Below are 19707 nucleotides of genomic sequence, written 5' to 3' on the forward strand. Positions count from 1 at the left end.
CTTAGTTCACCCACACGCGAGCGTTACGGAACATGCGCATCCACGCGCCGTCTTCGTTCCACTCTTCCGGGCGCCACGAGTTCTGCACGGCGCGGAATACACGCTCCGGGTGCGGCATCATGATGGTCACGCGGCCGTCGCGGCTGGTGAGGCCGGTGATCCCGCGCGGCGAGCCGTTCGGGTTGGCCGGGTAGCTCTCGGTGACCTTGCCGTGGTTGTCGACGAAACGCATGGCCACGCAACCGGACAGATCGGCTTCCAGCAACGCTTCTTCGCTTTCGAACTCGGCATGGCCTTCACCGTGGGCGATGGCGATTGGCATGCGCGAACCGGCCATGCCTTGCAGGAAGATCGAGTTGGACTCTTGCACCTGCACCATGGCGACACGGGCTTCGAACTGCTCGGAACGGTTACGCACAAAGTGCGGCCAGAACTCGCTGCCCGGAATCAGTTCGCTGAGGTTGGACATCATCTGGCAACCGTTGCACACACCCAGGGTGAAGCTGTCGTTGCGCTCGAAGAAGCCTTGGAACGCATCGCGGGCACGGCTGTTGAACAGGGCCGACTTGGCCCAGCCTTCACCGGCACCCAGCACGTCGCCGTAGGAGAAACCGCCGCAGGCTACCAGGCCTTTGAACTCGTTGAGGTCAACGCGACCGGCGAGGATGTCGCTCATGTGCACGTCGATTGCATTGAAGCCAGCGCGGTCAAACGCGGCCGCCATTTCCACCTGGCCGTTGACGCCCTGCTCACGCAGTACGGCAACCTGTGGGCGGATGCCTTTCTTGATGTAAGGCGCGGTGATGTCCTGGTTGACGTCGAAGCTGAGCTTGGTGCTCAGGCCCGGATTGTCTTCTTCCAGGATCACGTCGAATTCCTGCTCGGCGCAGTCGGCGTTGTCACGCAGGCGTTGGATCTGGTAGCTGGTCTCAGCCCACTGGCGTTGCAGCAAGCGGCGCTGACCGGCAAACACCGTGTCACCGTTGAACGAGATGTTGATCTCGCCGTTGTTGATCGGTTGGCCGATCACAGCTACGCAGTCGTCCAGGCCAGCAGCGCTGAATTGGGCGAGTACGTCCGGGGTAGCGTCCTGGCGAACCTGGATCACCGCACCCAACTCTTCGTTGAACAGGATGCCGTTGATTTCGGATGCATCCTCGGCAACGCTGTCGAGCACGATGTTCAGGCCGCAGTGACCGGCGAAGGCCATCTCGACAACGCTGGTCAGCAAACCACCGTCAGAACGGTCGTGGTAGGACAGCAGGTGACCGTCGGCGTTGAGGCCCTGGATCACGGCGAAGAAGGCTTTCAGGTCTTCGGCGTCATCGACGTCCGGTGCCTGGCTGCCGAGCTTGCCATGGGTTTGCGCCAAGATGGACGCGCCCATGCGGTTCTGGCCACGGCCCAGGTCGATCAGGATCAGATCGGTGGTGCCTTTGTCCATGCGCAGTTGCGGGGTCAGGGTCTGGCGGATGTCGGTGACCGGTGCGAAACCGGTGACGATCAGCGACAGCGGCGAGGTGACCGTCTTGTCGACGCCGTCTTCGTTCCAACGAGTGGCCATGGACATGGAGTCCTTGCCCACCGGAATGGTGATGCCCAGCTCAGGGCACAGCTCCATACCGACTGCTTTAACAGTGTCATACAGACGTGCGTCTTCACCGGGGTGACCGGCAGCGGACATCCAGTTGGCCGACAGTTTGATGTCAGACAATTTACCGATACGCGACGCAGCGATGTTGGTGAGAGTTTCACCAATGGCCATGCGGCCCGACGCCGGAGCATCGAGCAGGGCCAGCGGTGTGCGCTCGCCCATGGCCATGGCTTCACCGGTGTAGACGTCGAAGCTGGTGGCGGTGACGGCAACGTCGGCCACTGGAACCTGCCACGGGCCGACCATTTGGTCACGGGCAACCAGGCCAGTGATGGTGCGGTCGCCGATGGTGATCAGGAAGCTTTTGCTCGCCACGGCCGGGTGGTGCAGCACGCGTTCGATGCTGTCGGCCAGTTCCAGTTGGCTTGGGTCGAAGTCATCGCCCAGCTCGGTTTCGCGCACGGCCGAACGGTGCATGCGCGGCGCTTTGCCCAGCAGCACTTCGAGCGGCATGTCCACCGGGCTGTTGCCGAAGTGGCTGTCGGTAACCGTCAGTTGTGGCTCGGCAGTGGCTTCGCCGACTACCGCAAACGGGCAGCGCTCGCGCTCGCAGATGGCCTGGAAGCGCGCGAAGTCTTCAGCGCCAACGGCCAGCACATAGCGTTCCTGCGATTCGTTGCTCCAGATTTCGTGCGGGGCCATGCCCGGCTCGTCGTTTGGAATGTTGCGCAGTTCGAAACGGCCACCACGGTCGCCATCGTTGACCAGTTCCGGGAAGGCGTTGGACAAACCACCAGCGCCGACGTCGTGGATGAAGCTGATCGGGTTCTTGTCACCCAACTGCCAGCAACGGTCGATGACTTCCTGGCAGCGACGCTCCATCTCTGGGTTTTCGCGCTGTACGGAAGCGAAGTCTAGGTCTGCCGAGCTGGTGCCGGTGGCCATGGAGGAAGCCGCGCCGCCGCCCAGGCCGATCAACATCGCCGGGCCGCCGAGCACGATCAGCTTGGAGCCGACCAGGATCTCGCCTTTCTTGACGTGTTCTTCACGGATGTTGCCCATGCCGCCGGCCAACATGATCGGCTTGTGGTAACCACGCACTTCATCGCCACGCGGGGTGGTGATGGATTGTTCGAAGGTACGGAAGTAACCGGTGAGGGCAGGACGGCCGAATTCGTTGTTGAACGCGGCGCCGCCCAGCGGGCCTTCGATCATGATGTCCAGCGCGGTGACGATGCGCTCAGGCTTGCCGTACGGCACTTCCCATGGCTGTTCGAAGCCTGGGATCTGCAGGTTGGACACGGTGAAACCGGTCAGGCCTGCCTTTGGCTTGGCGCCACGGCCGGTCGCACCTTCGTCACGGATTTCGCCGCCGGAACCGGTGGCTGCGCCTGGGAACGGGGCAATCGCGGTCGGGTGGTTGTGGGTCTCGACCTTCATCAGGATGTGCACCGGCTCCTGCACCGCGCCGTACTGGCGGGTCTCAGGGTCCGGGAAGAAACGACCGGCGACGGAGCCGACGATCACCGAGGCGTTGTCCTTATAAGCCGACAGAACGCCTTCGCTGTGCATCACGTAGGTGTTCTTGATCATGCCGAACAGGCTTTTTTCCTGGCTTTCGCCGTCGATGTCCCAACTGGCGTTGAAGATCTTGTGACGGCAGTGCTCGGAGTTGGCCTGGGCAAACATCATCAGTTCGATGTCGTGCGGGTTGCGCTTCAAGCCGTTGAAGGCGTTGACCAGGTAGTCGATCTCGTCTTCGGCCAGGGCCAGGCCCAGTTCGGTGTTGGCCTTCTCGAGGGCGGCGCGGCCACCGCCAAGCACGTCAATCGCGGTGAGCGGCTTGGGTTCGGCGTGGCTGAACAGGCCGGCAGCCTGTTCCAGCTGGCTGACGATGATCTGGGTCATGCGGTCGTGCAGGCTGCTGGCGATCAGCTCGGCTTCGGCATCGCTGAACTGGCCGGCGACGTAGAACGCGATACCACGCTCCAGGCGCTGGATTTTTTCCAGGCCGCAGTTGCGGGCGATATCGCTGGCCTTGCTCGACCAGGGCGAGATGGTGCCGAACCGCGGCAGAACCAGGAACAAGCGGCCATTAGGCTCTTGAACCGGAACGCTTGGGCCGTACTTCAGAAGGCGTGCCAGCACTTGCTGTTCGTCGGCGGTCAACACGCCGGTAACGTCGGCGAAGTGAGCAAATTCAGCGTACAGGCCTGTAACAGCTGGAACCTTTTGGCTCAGTTGCTCAAGGAGTTTGCTGTGGCGAAAGGCAGAAAGGGCAGGAGCGCCGCGCAGGATCAACATCTTCGGGACAGCCTCGGGAAGGGGGTGTGCTTTGAGGCCGTGCATTCTAGCGTAAACCGCCGCCAACGGCACCCGAAACGCTACCGGTGGCTGCTGCCGGACGTCAGTTGGCCGGATTACACCCCTTTCGAGGGGGTATACCCGGCATTCGGCGCAGTTATTTTAACCGTCACAATCGCGCGCCAAGCCCCGTTTCTGCGGGCTGCAGCACAGTTTTGCCGGTGCTAGCAGACAAGACCCGCGCTGTCGAGATATGGCGCCGTGGGCCGTTTGCGTATACTGCGCAGATGTTCTCCCCAACTGCTTTGCGCCCGCGATGCGCCAAATGGCTCATCGCCACCGGACTCTTCCTGATGCTCAGCGCCTGTGTTGATAAACCCAGCACGCTCGAGCGAATCAAGGAGGATGGCGTATTGCGGGTGGTCACCCGGAACAGTCCGGCGACCTATTTCCAGGACCGCAACGGCGAAACCGGTTTCGAATACGAACTGGTCAAGCGCTTTGCCGATGACCTGGGCGTGAAGCTTGAGATCGAGACCGCCGACAATCTCGACGACCTGTTCGGCCAACTGGGCAAACCCAATGGCCCGGTTCTCGCAGCCGCCGGCCTGGTCAGCAGCGAGCAGCGCCAGACGCAAGTGCGTTTCTCCCACCCTTATCTAGAAGTTACCCCGCAGATCATCTACCGCAACGGCCAGTCGCGGCCGACCAACGCGGCCGATCTGGTGGGCAAGAAGATCATGGTGCTCAAGGGCAGCACCCACGCCGAGCAACTGGCAGAGCTTAAAAAGCAGAACCCTGCGATTGAATACGAAGAATCCGACGCCGTTGAGGTGGTCGACCTGCTGCGCATGGTGGACGAAGGGCAAATCGACCTGACCCTGGTGGACTCCAACGAAGTGGCGATGAACCAGGTGTACTTCCCCAACGTGCGCGTGGCGTTCGACCTGGGCAACGCCAGCAACCAGAGCTGGGCCGTGGCCGCCGGTGAAGACAACAGCCTCCTCAACGAGATCAACAGTTACCTGGATAAAGTCGAGAAGAACGGCACGTTGCAGCGTCTGAAAGACCGCTACTACGGGCATGTCGATGTCCTCGGCTATGTGGGCGCCTACACCTTCGCCCAGCACCTGCAGCAGCGTTTGCCCAAATACGAAAAACACTTCCGCGCCTATGCCAAGGAAGAAAAGGTCGATTGGCGCCTGCTGGCTGCCATCGGCTATCAGGAATCGCTGTGGCAACCGGCCGTCACTTCCAAGACCGGCGTACGCGGCCTGATGATGCTGACCCAGAACACCGCCCAGGCGATGGGCGTGTCCAACCGCCTGGACCCCAAGCAAAGCATCATGGGCGGCGCCAAATACCTGGCCAAGATCAAGGATGAGCTGGACGACAGCATCGCCGAGCCGGATCGCACCTGGTTTGCCCTGGCGGCCTACAACGTCGGCACCGGTCACCTGGAAGATGCGCGCACCTTGGCCAAGCGCGAAGGTCTGAACCCGAACAAGTGGCTGGACGTGAAGAAGATGCTGCCGCGTCTGTCACAGAAGCAGTGGTACAGCAAGACGCGCTACGGTTACGCCCGTGGCGGTGAGCCGGTGCACTTCGTGGCGAACATCCGGCGTTACTACGACATTCTCACCTGGGTGACCCAGCCGCAGCTGGAAGGCAACCAGGTGGTCGAAGGCAATCTGCATGTGCCGGGTGTGGATAAGACCAAGCCGCCGGAAGACAACCCGAAACTGTAAGAACATTACCGAACCCGTTCACCACATAAAGCCCCTTCACATCTTGATCTTCAGCTGGCTTAGAGGCCGGTCAGCAGATGCACCACGCCGTCTGACAACACCATCACGCCCCCCACGCCAGCCAGATTTAACGCCGTAGCATCCACCTTAGCCGCATCCTGCAACTGCACCCTCACCCGCGTCAGCGCCACACGCTGCTGCGACTTGAGGTTATCCGCCCCACCCAACGCATTCAGCACCTCGGCCGACAGCAGGTTCTGCGTTGGCGCAACGACCGTCTCGGCAATCAAATCCGGCGTCAGGGCTTTCCAGAACGCCCGCTGTAATTTCTCGAACATACTCAGTGCTCCACGACAGGTGAGGTTTCAACGGTAGCCGCGTGATACTGGCGCAAGGCTTCACGCACCTGGGCGGCTTCTTCCAGGCCCAGGACCTGGCGGGCGATGATCTGGCAGTCGGCCAGGTCCAGCTCGCGCACGGTGGCCTTGATGGTGGGGATCAACGGCACGCTGACCGACAACTCGTCCACACCCAGCCCGATCAATACGGGTACGGCCAGCGCTTCGGACGCCAACGCGCCGCACACGCCTACCCACTTGCCATGGGCGTGGGCTGCCTTGACCGTGGTGGCAATCAGGCGCAGCACCGCCGGGTGGAAACTGTCGGCCTGGCTGGCCAGGCGCGGGTGGTCGCGGTCCATCGCCAGCGTGTACTGGGTCAGGTCGTTGGTGCCGATGGAGAAGAAATCCACATAGGGCGCGAACACATCCGCCATCAGCGCGGCGGACGGCACTTCAATCATGATGCCCAGCTTCGGCAACTCGGTGAGCCCCAGCGCCAGCGCTTCCTCTTCAAGGATTTTGCGCGCCAGGTGCAGCTCCGAGAGCAGGCTGACCATCGGCAACATGATATGCAACCGCGCAAAACCAGCGCTGGCGAGGATCGCGCGGAATTGTTCGCGCAACAGCTCCGGACGCTCCAAGCACAAACGAATGCCGCGCAGACCGAGGAAGGGGTTGGTCTCGGCGTCCATCGGCACATAGGCCAAGGGTTTGTCGCCACCGACGTCGAGGGTGCGCACCACCAGGTTACGCTCGGTGCCCAGGGCACGGGCGATCGCGCTGTAGGTCGCTGCCTGTTCGTCAGGACTTGGGGCACGGTTGCGATCCAGGTAGAGGAACTCCGAGCGCAACAGGCCGACGCCTTCTCCACCGAGGGTCAGGGATTGCTCGACTTCCTGCAACGACGCCACGTTGGCAGTGACTTCAACGTGGTGGCCGTCACGGGTCGTGGCGGGTAACGACGCCTGCGCCACATCGCGCTGATGGCGCAGCACCTGTTGTTTACGCGCAGCGTCCAGTTGCTCGATTTCGGCCAGGTTCGGCTCCAGGTGCAGCTCGCCTTTATCGGCGTCGAGCAGCACCTGCTTGCCATTGGCCACCGCCAACACCTGGGCCGGAACACCACAAATAGCCGGCAGGCCCAGGGCGCGGGCGAGGATTGCGACGTGGCTGGTCGCGCCGCCCCCGACAGTGACAAACCCCAGCACCTTGCGGGTATCCAGGCTGGCCGTCTGCGACGGCGTGAGTTGCTCGGCGATGAGGATCGCGCGCTCCGGCAAGTCCCAGGCGCTGTCCTGAAGACCCAGGATCAGTTTCAGCACACGCTGGCCGACGTCGGCCAGGTCTGCCGCACGCTCGGCGATCAGTGCGTTGCCCATGCCCTGGAAGAGCGTGACGGTCGCAAGCGTTGCACTGTTCCAGGCAAAGGCCGCGCTCTTGCCTTCCGCCAGCAGGCGGTGGGCGTGTTCCAGCAAGGTCGGGTCTTCGAGCAGTTCCTGATGGGCGCGGAAAATCTCGGCCTGGGCGCTGCCAGCTGCTTTGTCCTGCAACACCTGCAACGCTTCAGTGGCGGCGAGCAGGCCACGGTTCAAAGCAGCACGTTCGGCAGCTTCGCCCGTGCCTTGCTGCGTGATGACCAGCTCGGGCTCGGTCACTTGAACGACCTGACCAAACGCCGAGCCCGGCGATGCACACACGCCCCGCAGCAAGGTCGCCGACGACTGCGTTGCGGCTGGCTCGGCAACACTCGCTACCACCTCGCCACAGCCTTCAGCCAACAAGACCACCAGCGCCTTGATCGCCGCCTCGGCGTCCTCGCCCGCCGCGCTCACTTGCAAGGTATCGCCCTGCACGGTTTGCAACGCCATGATCGCCACCAGCGATTTGGCGTTGGCGCTCTGGGTTTGCTTGTGCAGGTAGATGCTGGCGTTGAAACCTTTCGCCGCCTGGGCGAATACCGCGGCTGGGCGCGCGTGCAGGCCGTTGGCGTTGGGCAAGGTCAGCGGCTTGGAGAACAGTGCATCGCCCTCCTCTTCGTCCGCTGCTTGCACGGCCTCAGTTGGGGATAACTGCAACAGCGGCTGGCCCGTTTCCACCAGGCCGTCCGCCAACAGGCTGAAGGGCTCGCCGCTGACCACCAGCATCAAGGTCAGCAAACTGCGTGCGTTGAGCGCCACGTAGTCGGCATCGAATTCGATCAACGGCTGCCCGGCCTCCACCCGCTGGCCTTCCTGCACCAGCCGGGTGAAGCCCTGGCCTGCCAGGTTCACGGTGTCCAGGCCGATATGCATCAGCACCTGAACGCCGTTGTCAGCGGTGACACTGACCGCATGCCCACTGTCCTGGATGTTGCTGATCACCCCCGCCAGCGGCGCGCACAGCGTCTGCGACGTGGGGTCGATGCACAGGCCATCGCCGATCAGGCGGCTGGAGAACACCGGGTCCGGCACCTTGTCCAGCGCCAGCAGCACACCCGATAAGGGCGCCAGCAATTCCAGGGGTTGAGTTGTGGTCATGACTTCACCTGCTGTTTTGTTCTGTAGATATCATTGAGCGGAGGAAGGATTACTTCCACCAGTACTCAACCTGCACACCAACGTTCGACCCATGCCGCGCCGTGCCATAGGAGCCGGTATCGGACAACGCCGACCCTGCCGCCAATTCATTCGCCGCACGCTTGGCCGCTTCGTTCCAGGTTGCATAGGTGTAGTACAAGCGCACTTCCGGCCGCGCCCAAAAATCCGGGCCTTTGGGCGACCATGTGGGAGCGAAGGTAAATTTGCTCAGCTTGCGGGTGCCGCCCGTGGCATCGACCTGGTCATGCCCAAGCTCGGTGACCAGTTTGAATTGCTCGCTGATGGCATACGCCGGGCGCACGCCGATGGACATCCAGGTCTGGTCCTGGCTGCCAGGACGGATGTCCTTCTGGTACACCGCTTCGACCTGACCACCAAAACGCGGGGTCACCTGCCAATCGAAAAACTCCACGGCGCGGTAACTTTTGCTGCTGTTGTCGAGGAAGGTATTGCCGGTGTAGCCCAGGCCCGTGCCGGGGCCTTCGCCGTACTGCAAGGCGAACTTGTTCTTGCCGCCGAGGAAAGGTTTTTGCACGTGCTGCGCGGTGATCGCCCAACCGCTGTTGGTGTCGCGCCCGCCGGCTTTTTCGATATAGCTCAAGCCCAGTTCCAGCTCGCCGCCGGGGTTGGTCTTGAAGCCCGCGACGTTGAAGTCGTGACGGGTGGCGTATTCCTTCTGGTACAGGTTGTCCTTGCGGGAAATCGCGTAGCTGTACTTGAGGTCGCCGATCAGCACGTCCTCGATACCGCCGCCCGTGGCACTCTGGTTCCAGTAGTAGAAGTCGGAGATATGGATGTCGTTTCGTTTGTAGTAACGCCGGCCGGCCCACAGCGAACCGCCATTGAGGCTGGGCAGGTTGGACCACTGCGCATACATCTGCGGCATGCGCGCCGAGCCGTTGTTCTCGCCCTGGAACTTCAGCTCGCGGTCGTACTTGTTGTAGAGCGACGCCATGGCATCGACGCTGAGTACCGAACCGTCATCGAGGGTGAGCAAGTCCTGGCGCAGTTCCAGCTCGGCGTATTGCTCGCATTCGTTACCCAGGCGGTATTTGGATTGCGCCCCCGGCAGTTGGAAACATTGCTGTGGACCGCTGCCCGTCGAGGTGCCCGCGCCGCTGCGCAGGTAACCGGCAAATTCCAGGGCTTGAGCGCCAAACGGCAGGCTCAGACAAGACGCAACGAGGCCCAGCTTTATTGTTGTTTTCATGAAGCACTCCGATATTTTTATTATGGTTTTTGAAGCGCCCCGTGCTCCCACACGGGGTTGCAGCAGGTCTCAGTCCTTGAGGTGCAGCACAAACGATTCGTAGGGGCGCAGCGTTACCGTGGCGGTGCGTTGCGGGCAGTCGGGGTAGTTGCTGATCAGCAGGCGCTGTTCGCTGGCCGGGTTGATCAGGTTGTCCGGCAGCTGGATTTCGCAGGGCGTGCCGTAGAAGTTGTTCAGCACCAGCAGGCGCTCGCCATGGCCCTCGCGCAGGTAGGCCCAGACTTGCAAATGGTCTTGCAGCAGTTGGCGGTACACGCCTTCCTGGATCAGCGGTTCGTGACGACGCAAGGCGATCAGCGCGCGGTAGTGATGCAGCACTGAATCCGGGTCATCCAATTGGCTTTCGACGTTGATCTGCGCCGCGTTGGCCGGAATACCGATCCACGGCTCACCGCTGCTGAAACCGGCGTGTTCCCCGGCACTCCACTGCATCGGCGTACGGCCGTTGTCGCGGGACTTCTGCATGATCGCCGCCATGCTCGACGCCTCGGACTCCCCCGCATCGCGCTTGAGGCGGAAGATGTTCAAGGTCTCCACATCGCGGTACTGCGAGATGCTGTCGAAGCCCGGATTGGTCATGCCCAGCTCTTCGCCCTGGTACACATACGGTGTGCCTTGGAGGAAGTGCAGCGCCGTCGCCAGCATCTTGGCCGAGACCACACGATGCTCGCCGTCATTGCCGAAACGCGAGACCACCCGTGGCTGGTCGTGGTTACACCAGAACAGCGCGTTCCAACCGCCACCGGCCTGCATGCCCATTTGCCAGTCAGAGAAGATCTGCTTGAGCTGCAGAAAGTCGAAATCGGCTTTCACCCACTTCTGCAGGTTCGGGTAATCGACTTTCAGGTGATGAAAGTTGAAGGTCATCGACAGCTCTTTTGACTCCGGCCGCGAGTAGCGGATGCAGTGTTCCAGGCTGGTGGACGACATCTCGCCGACATTGATCAGGTCATGCCCTTCGAAGACTTCACGGTGCATTTCCTGCAGGTATTGGTGCACGTTCGGGCCGTCGGTGTAGAAACGGCGGCCGTCGGTGTTGTCTTCGGGGAAGTCGGCGGGTTTGGAGATCAGGTTGATCACATCCAGGCGGAAACCGCCCACGCCCTTGTCGCGCCAGAAGCGCATCAGCTTGAACACTTCGGCGCGCACCTTGGGGTTGTCCCAATTGAGGTCGGCCTGGGTGTGGTCGAACAGGTGCAGGAAGTACTGACCGGTTTGCGCCTCGTACTCCCAGGCCGAACCGCCGAACTTGGATTCCCAGTTGTTGGGCTGGTCGCGCCAGATGTAGAAGTCGCGGTACGGGTTGTCGAGGCTGCTGCGTGCCTGTTGGAACCATTCGTGCTCGATGGAGGTGTGGTTGACCACGATATCCAGCATCAACTTGATGCCGCGCTTGCCGGCTTCGCTGATCAGCAGGTCGCAATCGGCCATGGTGCCGTAGCTGGGATCGATGGCGTAGTAGTCGCTGATGTCGTAGCCGTTGTCCCGTTGCGGCGAGCGCAGGAACGGGGTGATCCACAGGCAGTCGACGCCCAGCCATTTGAGGTAGTCGAGTTTGTCCACGATGCCCAGCAGGTCACCGGTGGCGTTACCCGCGTGGCTGTGGAAGCTTTTCGGGTAGATCTGGTAAATCACCGAGTGTTGCCAGTCTTGCATGGTGGACTCCTTCAATGTGAAAGCGCTGGTTCAGGCGACGCGATAACCAGGGCGCACGATCTTCATGCTCAACGCACAGGTCAGAACAAACGGCACCACGATTGCGATGACCATCCCGATCACAAAACTCGGGATGTACTGCGGAATGATCGAGATGAAGCCAGGCAAGCCACCGACGCCAATGGCCGAGGCCTGCACCTTGTTCAGCGAGAGGAAAATGCTGCCCAGTGCCGAGCCCAGCAGCGCGGCATAGAACGGGAACTTGAAGCGCAGGTTCACGCCGAACATCGCCGGCTCGGTGATGCCGAAGTACGCAGAAATCGCAGAAGTGGACGCCATGCTTTTGTCCCGCGCGTTGCGGGTCATGTAGAACACGCCGAGCGCTGCGCTGCCTTGGGCCAGGTTGGACATAACGATCATCGGCCAGATGAAAGTGCCGCCCTGAGTAGAAATAAGCTGCAGGTCCACGGCGAGGAACATGTGGTGCATGCCGGTGATCACCAACGGCGCATACAGCAGACCGAAAATCGCGCCGCCGACCATCGGTGCCAGGTCGAACAAGGTGACCACGCCTTCGGTGATCAGGATGCCCAGGTGACGGGTCACCGGGCCGATAATGGCCAGGGCGAGCACGCCGGTAACGACGATGGTGGTGATCGGCACGACCAGCAATTGAATCGCGTTGGGCACTCGCGCCCGCAGCCATTTCTCGATCACGCTCATCACATAGGCGGCCATCAGGATCGGCAGGATCTGCCCCTGGTAGCCCACTTTCTCAATCTTGAACCAACCGAAAATATCGAAGTACGGCAGGCTCTGGCCGTCGAGACCGGCGACCGCCTTGCCGTAGTTCCAGGCGTTGAGCAGGTCTGGATGCACCAGCATCAGGCCAAGCACGATGCCGAGGATTTCACTGCCGCCAAAGCGCTTGGCCGCCGACCAGCCCACCAGCGCTGGCAGGAACACGAACGAGGTGTTGGCCATCAGGTTGATCAGGCTCCACAGGCCATCCAGGTTCGGATAGGCCTCGAGCAGCGTCTGGCCCTCGATGAACATGCCCTTGGCGCCCATCAGGTTGTTCACGCCCATCAACAGGCCGGCAATGATCAGCGCGGGCAGGATCGGCATGAACACGTCGGAGAACACCCGCACCAGACGCTGCATGGCGTTGGTCTTGTCGGCGCCCTTCTTCTTCACGTCGGCGATGGTGGCGGCGGCGAGGCCGGTCTGCTCGCGCAGGGCGGCGTAGACCTTCTCCACTTCACCGGGGCCGATTACCACCTGGAACAGCCCGCCGGTGAAGAACGAACCCTTGACCAGATCCACCTGGTTCAGCGCACTGCCGTTGACCAGGCTCGGGTCCTTGAGCGCCAGGCGCAGGCGGGTGACGCAGTGGGCAGCTTGCTCAAGGTTGTCTGGGCCCCCGAGGTTCTCGAGAATCTCGCGGGCGATAGTCGAATAGTCGTGGCTCATGCTTGGTTTCCACTTTGATTTTTTTATTTGGGGGGCAGTCATTGGCAGCACGCCGAGGGCAAAAGTACTCGTCTGTACGAGTTAAAGCAACAACTCGTACAGACGAGTTTGAAAAAGTTTATTCCGTGTAGGACTTGGCTGACTGTAGGTCGAATGGACAAACCCCAGCCATGCCACTAAGGTTCCTGCCTGAACGCAAAGGCACAGAGCCATCCCCATGAGCAAATACAACCAGATCTACACGGATCTGCTTGCCAGCATCACCACCGAACGCCTGCAGCGCGGCACACGCCTTCCCTCCGAAACCGAACTGATGGACAGCTACCAGGCCAGCCGAGGCACCGTGCGTCGGGCCATCGAGCAGTTGCAGGAGCGTGGGTTTGCGCAAAAGATCCACGGCAAGGGCACCTTCGTGTTGTCGCCCAACCCGATCGAGTTCCAACTGGGCGGCATCGTCAGCTTCCACGAAACCCACGCCGACCTGGGTGATGACGTACGCACCGAAGTGGTCGAATTCACGCAGTTCCCGCTGGAAGGTTCGCTGCTGCAACACATCGAAGCCGAACCCGGCACCCTGATCACCCGCATCAAACGGGTACGGCGCATCGGCGGTAAACGCGTGATCCTCGACATCAACCACTTCGTCGCCGAGGTGATCCCGGGGTTGGACCGCTCGATTGCCGAACAGTCGATCTACGCATTTATCGAACAGACGTTGCAGCTGCAAATCGCCTACGCCCAACGCACCATCGAGGCTCTGCCGCGCGGCAAGGACGACCAGACACACCTCGACCTCGAAGGTCAGAGCCATGTGATCGTGGTGAGTAACCAGACATTCTTGCAGGATGGGCGGCAGTTCGAGTACACCGAGTCGCGGCATACGTTGGATAAGTTTTACTTCTCGGATATTGCGCGACGGTAAGCATCCGTCGGGAAGATCATTGCACTGCGATGCTTTTCGCCAGCCCTGCCGACCAGGCTGCGGTCATCTTCTCCCCAACCACCTCGAACTCTGGATGAGTGCTTCGGTATTCTGAAAGCTCCGTCATCGCGCGGGTCATTCCGTCCTGCACTCTGGCCAGCAGTTCGTTGCAGCGGGCTTCGGTCAAACTGCACGCACTGCGTCCGAACTGGACCAGCATCTTGCGCTTCGGCCAGGCCTTCGAACCGCCGAGCAGCAAGCCCATTATGTCATTGCTGCTGTACACGGTAGTGGTCACCAGATCGTAAGCAGGTGCCAGCCAAACGTCCGCGTCCTCTGCGCAATTCTCGTACAACAAGCCGTAGTTTTTCAGGTGTGCGTCACCGTTCTGGATGCCGGCAGAAAGCGCCACCATCAAGAAGAAGTCTTCCAGCGTTCTGGTGACACGGCTTGGCGTGACAAATGACCTGATCAGCTTCGCGCATCCCTGGTAGCTTCCGTCGTACTTCTTCGCGGTTCCCCATCCCGATAAAACGCACATATCTTCAAATCCAAGGTAGTCGTTTTCACTGATGTCGAACCGTTTCACCACCAGGAATTTCCCGTGCTGGCTGAGCTGGAATTCAGGCACCTCAAGGCCGCAATGGAATGCAGCCCGCATGCAGAAAAACTCATTGGCCGCCAACTGTGGAAAGTCAGATTCATTGAACGCCTTCACCAAGTGAGTCGCGCCCCGATGGGTGAGACGCTCAATACCGGGGGCCATGTCGTCAACATCGCGCACCAAAACCTTGGGTTGAACACCCGACACTCCCGAGTAGGCTGCGTAGGTTTTCAGAAGGTCGTCAAACAGGTCTTTCGCCCCGTCATAGACCAACAGCTCGGAGAGCTTGACCTCAGGCAATGACTCACCACCCGCGTCATGAGCAACGCTGATACGTCCCAACTGGTGTGGACCTACAATCCCCAGCAAAGCGAAGTCGTCAAAGCCGCGCACTGACTTGCTGAAGCGTCGCACCAGCTCATCCTTGAGATGCCCCTCGGGGATGTGCATCTCGAACAGAGGATGGATCCCGTACTCCCAGTTGTAACTCTCCAGGCGCACCGGCATCGTCAGAGAAACGGCATTCTCTTCGCCGACCGTTTCGTTATACGAGAAAACCGTATCGCGCCGGTTCTCCCCACCCCGCCCGAGCGTCCCAGCAGGTACGCCGCCAGCACCGATATAGAGCCGCTCACTTTGACGGGTCATGGATGTTCTCCGATTTCAGCTCATCAAGGGTCATGCGCCGACGTTTGGGAATGGCGGTCAACTCATATCCCAAGCCCTCAAGAATGGCTGCGACCTTGCGAATTCCCACTTCCGGGATGGTATTGTTCTCAATCCCGGAGATAGTGGCGCGACTCATGCCATGCCGTTGCGCGAGCTGGGTTTGTGAGAGGCCTGCGGCTTTGCGGAGGCTTTTGATCAGCAATCCTAAATCGTTCATATCAAATTGCATCCAATACAATGCAAAAATTAATAATATTGCATTAGTGCACCCTATACGATGCACTTAGGTTTGAATAGTGCTTTGTTCGCGCGTGGATCGTTGAGTCTTCACACACCAGAAACACAAACATCTCGCCAAGCAGACTGTGCAAAGACGTAGCCTGCGAAGCAGCTTGTTACCGTTGAGATACGCCGCTACTTGGCAAACAAATACAACCTTCCGTAGGATGCGTTCGTGGCTATGGAACACCTTCCTTCTAACCTCCTATGACCTAGGGGTTTCGCTCTCCACACTGCGCCTGCTTCTTGCAGGCGTTTTTACATCAGTTGTAAAACCATACTGCAACTCGTCTACGACGGCGGCCAAGGGAGAGAAACAAGCATGAATCAGGATCTTTTCCTGCGTCGCCGTAGCAAAGTTCACGTCCCGGTGGGAACTGGCGGTGCCACGCGCGCTCAGGTCGCGTCCGCTGTCCGGGAAGTCGCGGTATTCCGATGCGTACTATCAGAGCCTCTGATTGCGCAAATCGGCATGTTGTCAGCGACAGAACTCAAGCACTGGTTGCACGAAATTGTTGGAGTCCTGCGTCGGCAAACTGGAGCTCATGTCCACCACAAACCATTTTATCCTGACTTTCCAGAGCAGGTTCTGACGGCCTCAGAGGCGGAGTTGTACCTTAACGCCGTCATTCACTACTTCACGCTTCTGCGTTTACCGCCAACTGAATATTCCCGACCTGCGATGCTGGAGGGCAACTTCATATCCCGCGTTATCGAACCGGGAAGCATCGATGAATTTGAGGCGCTGCTTGAGCCACTGGTTTCATCGCGCACTTCGCTTTCCGAAGAGGAAGCCGCTGATGTCGCCTGGTTTATCCGAACGTACAAAAACGATGTGTTCCGCCTACTGCCTGAAGCCATTCCGTTCCGGGAGATCCGTGCACAGGTTGGCGGCGCACTTATCCTGCAGGTAGCAGGCGATGCACGGGTGGACACATTCCTTGAGAAAAACGTCGAAACAGCGACTGATGTGCTACGACTCGCGGTCGCCCTGAGTGGTGGAGACGTGTCATTAGCGACAGCTTCGACGCGTTTCACAGCGATGAAGCGCTCGATACGCCGTCTGCTTTTACGCCTACTCGACCAAATACCCAACGCTGTAGAAGACGTGATGCGCCATGCTGAGCGCTGGAAACGCCTGGCTGAAGTACTGCATCCGGGCGACTACGCCGATAAATACCCACGCGCGCTAGCCGCCATCACGGCAGCACGTCGCAACGAAGCGCCAGCCTCATTTGGATCACGTGTCGAAACATTGTTTGCCCAGCGTCACATCACCACGCTTACGTCCCTACTACTGAGCCGTCCTGGGGAGTTCGCACGACGGCTGGACGCGACCCTGCGGCGCGCGACGGAACCAGAGTCGGTTCTCGACGCGTTCGAGTCGGTTGCGACACAAGTTTCCTCTCCTGTGCTACTGCAGGTACTGGCCCAGGTACGTGCGCCGCGCCCCCTCCCACTGCGGGCCTTCACGCCGAAAGGTGCATTTGCCAAAGTCTATGGCATCAAGGATCGACGCGAACCTCTCGCTCCCGACGTGTTGGCGCGTGCAGCCAGAATTTGCGAGGACGCACTCGTTACGCGTTTTGCGTCGCTACCGCCACTAGGCCGCTGTTTCATCGATCCAGCATTACGCGAATACCGGGTGCCGCTGGCGCAGCGTGCCTCATCGAAGTCGCTACGTACGCTGGTGCGGGGCAGTCGGCTGCCTATGCCTGACACACGCTTCATTCGCCTGTTCCTGTGGTGGAAGAACGGCCGTGGACGCACGGACATCGACTTGTCCGCCGCATTTTTCGACGCCAACTTCGTGTTCAAAGAAACGGTCGCGTACTACAACCTGAAGGGTTTCGGCGGCTACCACAGTGGCGACATCGTCGACGCGCCCGAAGGGGCTTCGGAATTCATCGACCTCGACCTTGATGTCCTTGTCGAGAAGGGCATCCGCTATGTCGTCACGTCTGTCAACTCATTCACCGAACAGCCGTACTGCGATCTTCCAGAATGCTTCGCTGGCTGGATGGCCCGCGTCGACACGGCGTCGGGTGAAGTCTTTGAGCCGCGCTCCGTGTTCGACCGTATCGATATCGCATCCGATACAGCGATCTGTCTGCCATTCGTGATGGATGTGCAGGAACGACGCATGATTTGGGCCGACCTGGGGCTCACGTCATCTGCGCGGTGGAACAACGTCGAGAACAACCTCAGTGGGGTATCGCTGATGTTGCGAGCATTGGTACATACACCAAGGCCAGATTTGGAGACTCTGTTCAATCTACATGTTCGAGCACGGGGAGAACGAGTGGCTTCACCGCAGCAGGCACAGACGGTGTTTGCGCCTGATCAAGGTATAACACCGTTCGATACGGATTTGATTCGATCACAGTTTCTCTAATACCTACGCCAGCCTGAGCCGTTCGTTGAAAACGTAAATGTTTTGCTGTTCGGATATCGCGCTGCGGTAAGGCCAGACAGATCAACTGTGGGAACTGGCTTGCCTGCGATGCAGACGCCTGGGTATCAAGCCATACCGAGGTGATGCCATCGCCGGCAAGCCAGCTCCTACAATTAGGTCGGTGGTATTTGATTTACTTTATTCCACAATACAAAACCCCGGCACATGGCCGGGGTTTTGTGGTTCAGCATTCACCTGCTAGCGCAGGATCACTCCCACTCAATCGTCGCCGGCGGCTTGCTCGACACGTCGTAAGTAACGCGCGAGATACCTTCGATCTCATTGATGATACGACCGCTGACAGTTTCCAGCAGTTCGTACGGCAGGTGTGCCCAGCGGGCAGTCATGAAGTCGATGGTTTCTACCGCACGCAGGGCAACGACCCAGGCGTAACGGCGGCCATCGCCAACCACGCCAACCGATTTCACCGGCTGGAACACCACGAATGCCTGGCTGACTTTGTGGTACCAGTCGGCTTTGCGCAGTTCTTCGATGAAGATGTGGTCGGCGCGACGCAGCAGGTCGGCGTATTCCTTTTTCACTTCGCCGAGGATGCGCACACCCAGGCCCGGGCCTGGGAATGGGTGGCGGTAGACCATGTCGTACGGCAGGCCGAGTTCCAGGCCCAGACGGCGGACTTCGTCCTTGAACAGTTCGCGCAGCGGTTCTACCAGCTTGAGGTTCATTTCCTCAGGCAGGCCACCCACGTTGTGGTGTGACTTGATCACGTGGGCCTTGCCGCTCTTGGCGCCAGCCGACTCGATCACGTCAGGGTAGATGGTGCCCTGGGCGAGGTACTTGATGTTGTCCAGTTTGTTGGACTGGGCATCGAACACGTCGATGAAGGTGCGGCCGATGATCTTGCGCTTCTTCTCTGGATCGGACTCGCCGGCCAGGTTGTTCAAGAACTGATCTTCAGCGTTGGCGCGGATCACCTTGACGCCCATGTTCTCGGCGAACATGGCCATCACTTGCTCGCCTTCGTGCAGGCGCAGCAGGCCGTTGTCGACGAAGACGCAGGTCAGTTGGTCGCCGATGGCTTTGTGCAGCAGGGCAGCAACTACCGAAGAGTCAACGCCGCCGGACAAGCCGAGCAGTACGTTGTCGGTGCCGACCTGGGCGCGAACCTGGGCGATGGCGTCTTCAGCGATTTTCGACGGGGTCCACAGGGCTTCACACTCGCAGATGTCGAGGATGAAGCGCGACAGGATGCGGCCGCCTTGCTTGGTGTGGGTCACTTCCGGGTGGAACTGCACGCCGTAGTAACGACGCTCGTCGCTGAACATGCCGGCGATCGGGCAGCTCGGGGTGCTGGCCAGGATATGGAAGTCTTCCGGCATCTTGGTGACCTTGTCACCGTGGCTCATCCACACGTCGAGGCCGAACAGGCCGTCGGCGTCGACGTGGTCTTCGATGCCGTCCAGCAGGCGGCTCTTGCCAACCACGTCGACACGGGCATAACCGAATTCACGCAGCTCGGAACCTTCAACCTTGCCGCCCAGTTGCTCGGCCATGGTCTGCATGCCGTAGCAGATGCCGAAGACCGGGACGCCCAGGTCGAATACGGCTTGCGGGCAGCGCGGGCTGTTGGCTTCGTGCACGGACTCTGGGCCACCGGCGAGGATGACGCCTTTCGGTGCGAATTCGCGGATCGCTTCGTCGTCCATGTCGAACGGATGCAGTTCGCAGTACACGCCGATTTCACGCACGCGACGGGCGATCAGCTGGGTGTACTGGGAACCGAAATCGAGGATCAGGATACGGTGGGCGTGAATGTCGAGGGCCATGAAGTCAGTCTCGTCTAATGAATCAGAAA

General features: G+C 60.2%; 12 protein-coding genes. 3 read left to right on the forward strand and 9 right to left on the reverse strand.

Features of this window, described 5'->3' with window-relative positions; translation table 11 throughout:
- Position 1: 1 nt before the first annotated feature.
- The gene (purL, locus tag AYR47_RS01075; protein WP_061433977.1) at positions 2-3898 is read right to left on the reverse strand and encodes a phosphoribosylformylglycinamidine synthase; all 3897 of its coding nucleotides are present in this window, start codon (positions 3896-3898) and stop codon (positions 2-4) included.
- Positions 3899-4185: 287 nt separating this feature from the next.
- On the opposite strand from purL, the gene mltF reads away from it, so the two are divergent.
- Entirely contained in the window at positions 4186-5646 is a 1461-nt protein-coding gene (gene mltF, locus AYR47_RS01080; RefSeq protein WP_033898602.1) for a membrane-bound lytic murein transglycosylase MltF, read from the forward strand.
- Between the two features lie 59 nt (positions 5647-5705).
- On the opposite strand, the gene AYR47_RS01085 is transcribed toward mltF, so the two are convergent.
- The 5 genes from AYR47_RS01085 to treP all read right to left on the reverse strand — a co-directional run bounded on the left by AYR47_RS01085 (position 5706) and on the right by treP (position 12962).
- The gene (locus tag AYR47_RS01085; RefSeq protein WP_033898603.1) at positions 5706-5984 is read right to left on the reverse strand and encodes a PTS transporter subunit EIIB; all 279 of its coding nucleotides are present in this window, start codon (positions 5982-5984) and stop codon (positions 5706-5708) included.
- Positions 5985-5986: 2 nt separating this feature from the next.
- Complete coding sequence (ptsP, locus tag AYR47_RS01090) at positions 5987-8503, reverse strand: phosphoenolpyruvate--protein phosphotransferase (protein WP_061433978.1); 2517 nt, start codon at positions 8501-8503, stop codon at positions 5987-5989.
- 49 nt (positions 8504-8552) lie between these two features.
- The gene (locus AYR47_RS01095; protein WP_033898606.1) at positions 8553-9773 is read right to left on the reverse strand and encodes a maltoporin; all 1221 of its coding nucleotides are present in this window, start codon (positions 9771-9773) and stop codon (positions 8553-8555) included.
- Between the two features lie 69 nt (positions 9774-9842).
- A complete protein-coding gene (gene treC, locus AYR47_RS01100; RefSeq protein ID WP_061433979.1) occupies positions 9843-11489 on the reverse strand; it encodes an alpha,alpha-phosphotrehalase in 1647 nt (548 codons plus the stop codon).
- Between the two features lie 30 nt (positions 11490-11519).
- Positions 11520-12962, reverse strand: a complete 1443-nt coding sequence (gene treP / locus AYR47_RS01105) for a PTS system trehalose-specific EIIBC component (RefSeq protein WP_033898609.1) — start codon at positions 12960-12962, stop codon at positions 11520-11522.
- Positions 12963-13179: 217 nt separating this feature from the next.
- On the opposite strand from treP, the gene treR reads away from it, so the two are divergent.
- Positions 13180-13884, forward strand: coding sequence for a trehalose operon repressor (gene treR, locus AYR47_RS01110; protein WP_033898611.1), 705 nt, complete (start codon positions 13180-13182; stop codon positions 13882-13884).
- A gap of 16 nt (positions 13885-13900) precedes the next feature.
- Here treR and AYR47_RS01115 read toward each other — a convergent pair whose 3' ends face one another.
- Together AYR47_RS01115 and AYR47_RS01120 are read right to left on the reverse strand one after the other, a co-directional pair.
- Positions 13901-15136, reverse strand: a complete 1236-nt coding sequence (locus AYR47_RS01115; protein ID WP_061433980.1) for a type II toxin-antitoxin system HipA family toxin — start codon at positions 15134-15136, stop codon at positions 13901-13903.
- A complete protein-coding gene (locus tag AYR47_RS01120) occupies positions 15120-15374 on the reverse strand; it encodes a helix-turn-helix domain-containing protein (protein WP_061433982.1) in 255 nt (84 codons plus the stop codon). Before AYR47_RS01120 ends, AYR47_RS01115 begins: the two co-directional genes overlap by 17 nt.
- A 384-nt stretch (positions 15375-15758) precedes the next feature.
- Here AYR47_RS01120 and AYR47_RS01125 point away from each other — a divergent pair, with 384 nt between their 5' ends.
- On the forward strand, positions 15759-17831 hold the full coding sequence (locus AYR47_RS01125) for a TerD family protein (protein WP_061433984.1): 2073 nt from the start codon (positions 15759-15761) through the stop codon (positions 17829-17831).
- 269 nt (positions 17832-18100) lie between these two features.
- Here AYR47_RS01125 and guaA read toward each other — a convergent pair whose 3' ends face one another.
- A complete protein-coding gene (gene guaA / locus AYR47_RS01130; RefSeq protein WP_016977685.1) occupies positions 18101-19678 on the reverse strand; it encodes a glutamine-hydrolyzing GMP synthase in 1578 nt (525 codons plus the stop codon).
- Between the last annotated feature and the right edge of the window lie 29 nt (positions 19679-19707).

The organism is Pseudomonas azotoformans (genome assembly GCF_001579805.1).
Classification (GTDB): domain Bacteria; phylum Pseudomonadota; class Gammaproteobacteria; order Pseudomonadales; family Pseudomonadaceae; genus Aquipseudomonas; species Aquipseudomonas azotoformans_A.

Coding starts and splice junctions, on each gene's coding strand:
- treC (WP_061433979.1), bottom strand. CDS start 11,489: ATGCAAGACTGGCAACACTCGGTGATTTACCAGATCTACCCGAAAAGC.
- treR (WP_033898611.1), top strand. CDS start 13,180: ATGAGCAAATACAACCAGATCTACACGGATCTGCTTGCCAGCATCACC.
- AYR47_RS01125 (WP_061433984.1), top strand. CDS start 15,759: ATGAATCAGGATCTTTTCCTGCGTCGCCGTAGCAAAGTTCACGTCCCG.
- mltF (WP_033898602.1), top strand. CDS start 4,186: ATGTTCTCCCCAACTGCTTTGCGCCCGCGATGCGCCAAATGGCTCATC.
- purL (WP_061433977.1), bottom strand. CDS start 3,898: ATGTTGATCCTGCGCGGCGCTCCTGCCCTTTCTGCCTTTCGCCACAGC.
- ptsP (WP_061433978.1), bottom strand. CDS start 8,503: ATGACCACAACTCAACCCCTGGAATTGCTGGCGCCCTTATCGGGTGTG.
- guaA (WP_016977685.1), bottom strand. CDS start 19,678: ATGGCCCTCGACATTCACGCCCACCGTATCCTGATCCTCGATTTCGGT.
- AYR47_RS01095 (WP_033898606.1), bottom strand. CDS start 9,773: ATGAAAACAACAATAAAGCTGGGCCTCGTTGCGTCTTGTCTGAGCCTG.
- AYR47_RS01115 (WP_061433980.1), bottom strand. CDS start 15,136: ATGACCCGTCAAAGTGAGCGGCTCTATATCGGTGCTGGCGGCGTACCT.
- AYR47_RS01120 (WP_061433982.1), bottom strand. CDS start 15,374: ATGAACGATTTAGGATTGCTGATCAAAAGCCTCCGCAAAGCCGCAGGC.
- AYR47_RS01085 (WP_033898603.1), bottom strand. CDS start 5,984: ATGTTCGAGAAATTACAGCGGGCGTTCTGGAAAGCCCTGACGCCGGAT.
- treP (WP_033898609.1), bottom strand. CDS start 12,962: ATGAGCCACGACTATTCGACTATCGCCCGCGAGATTCTCGAGAACCTC.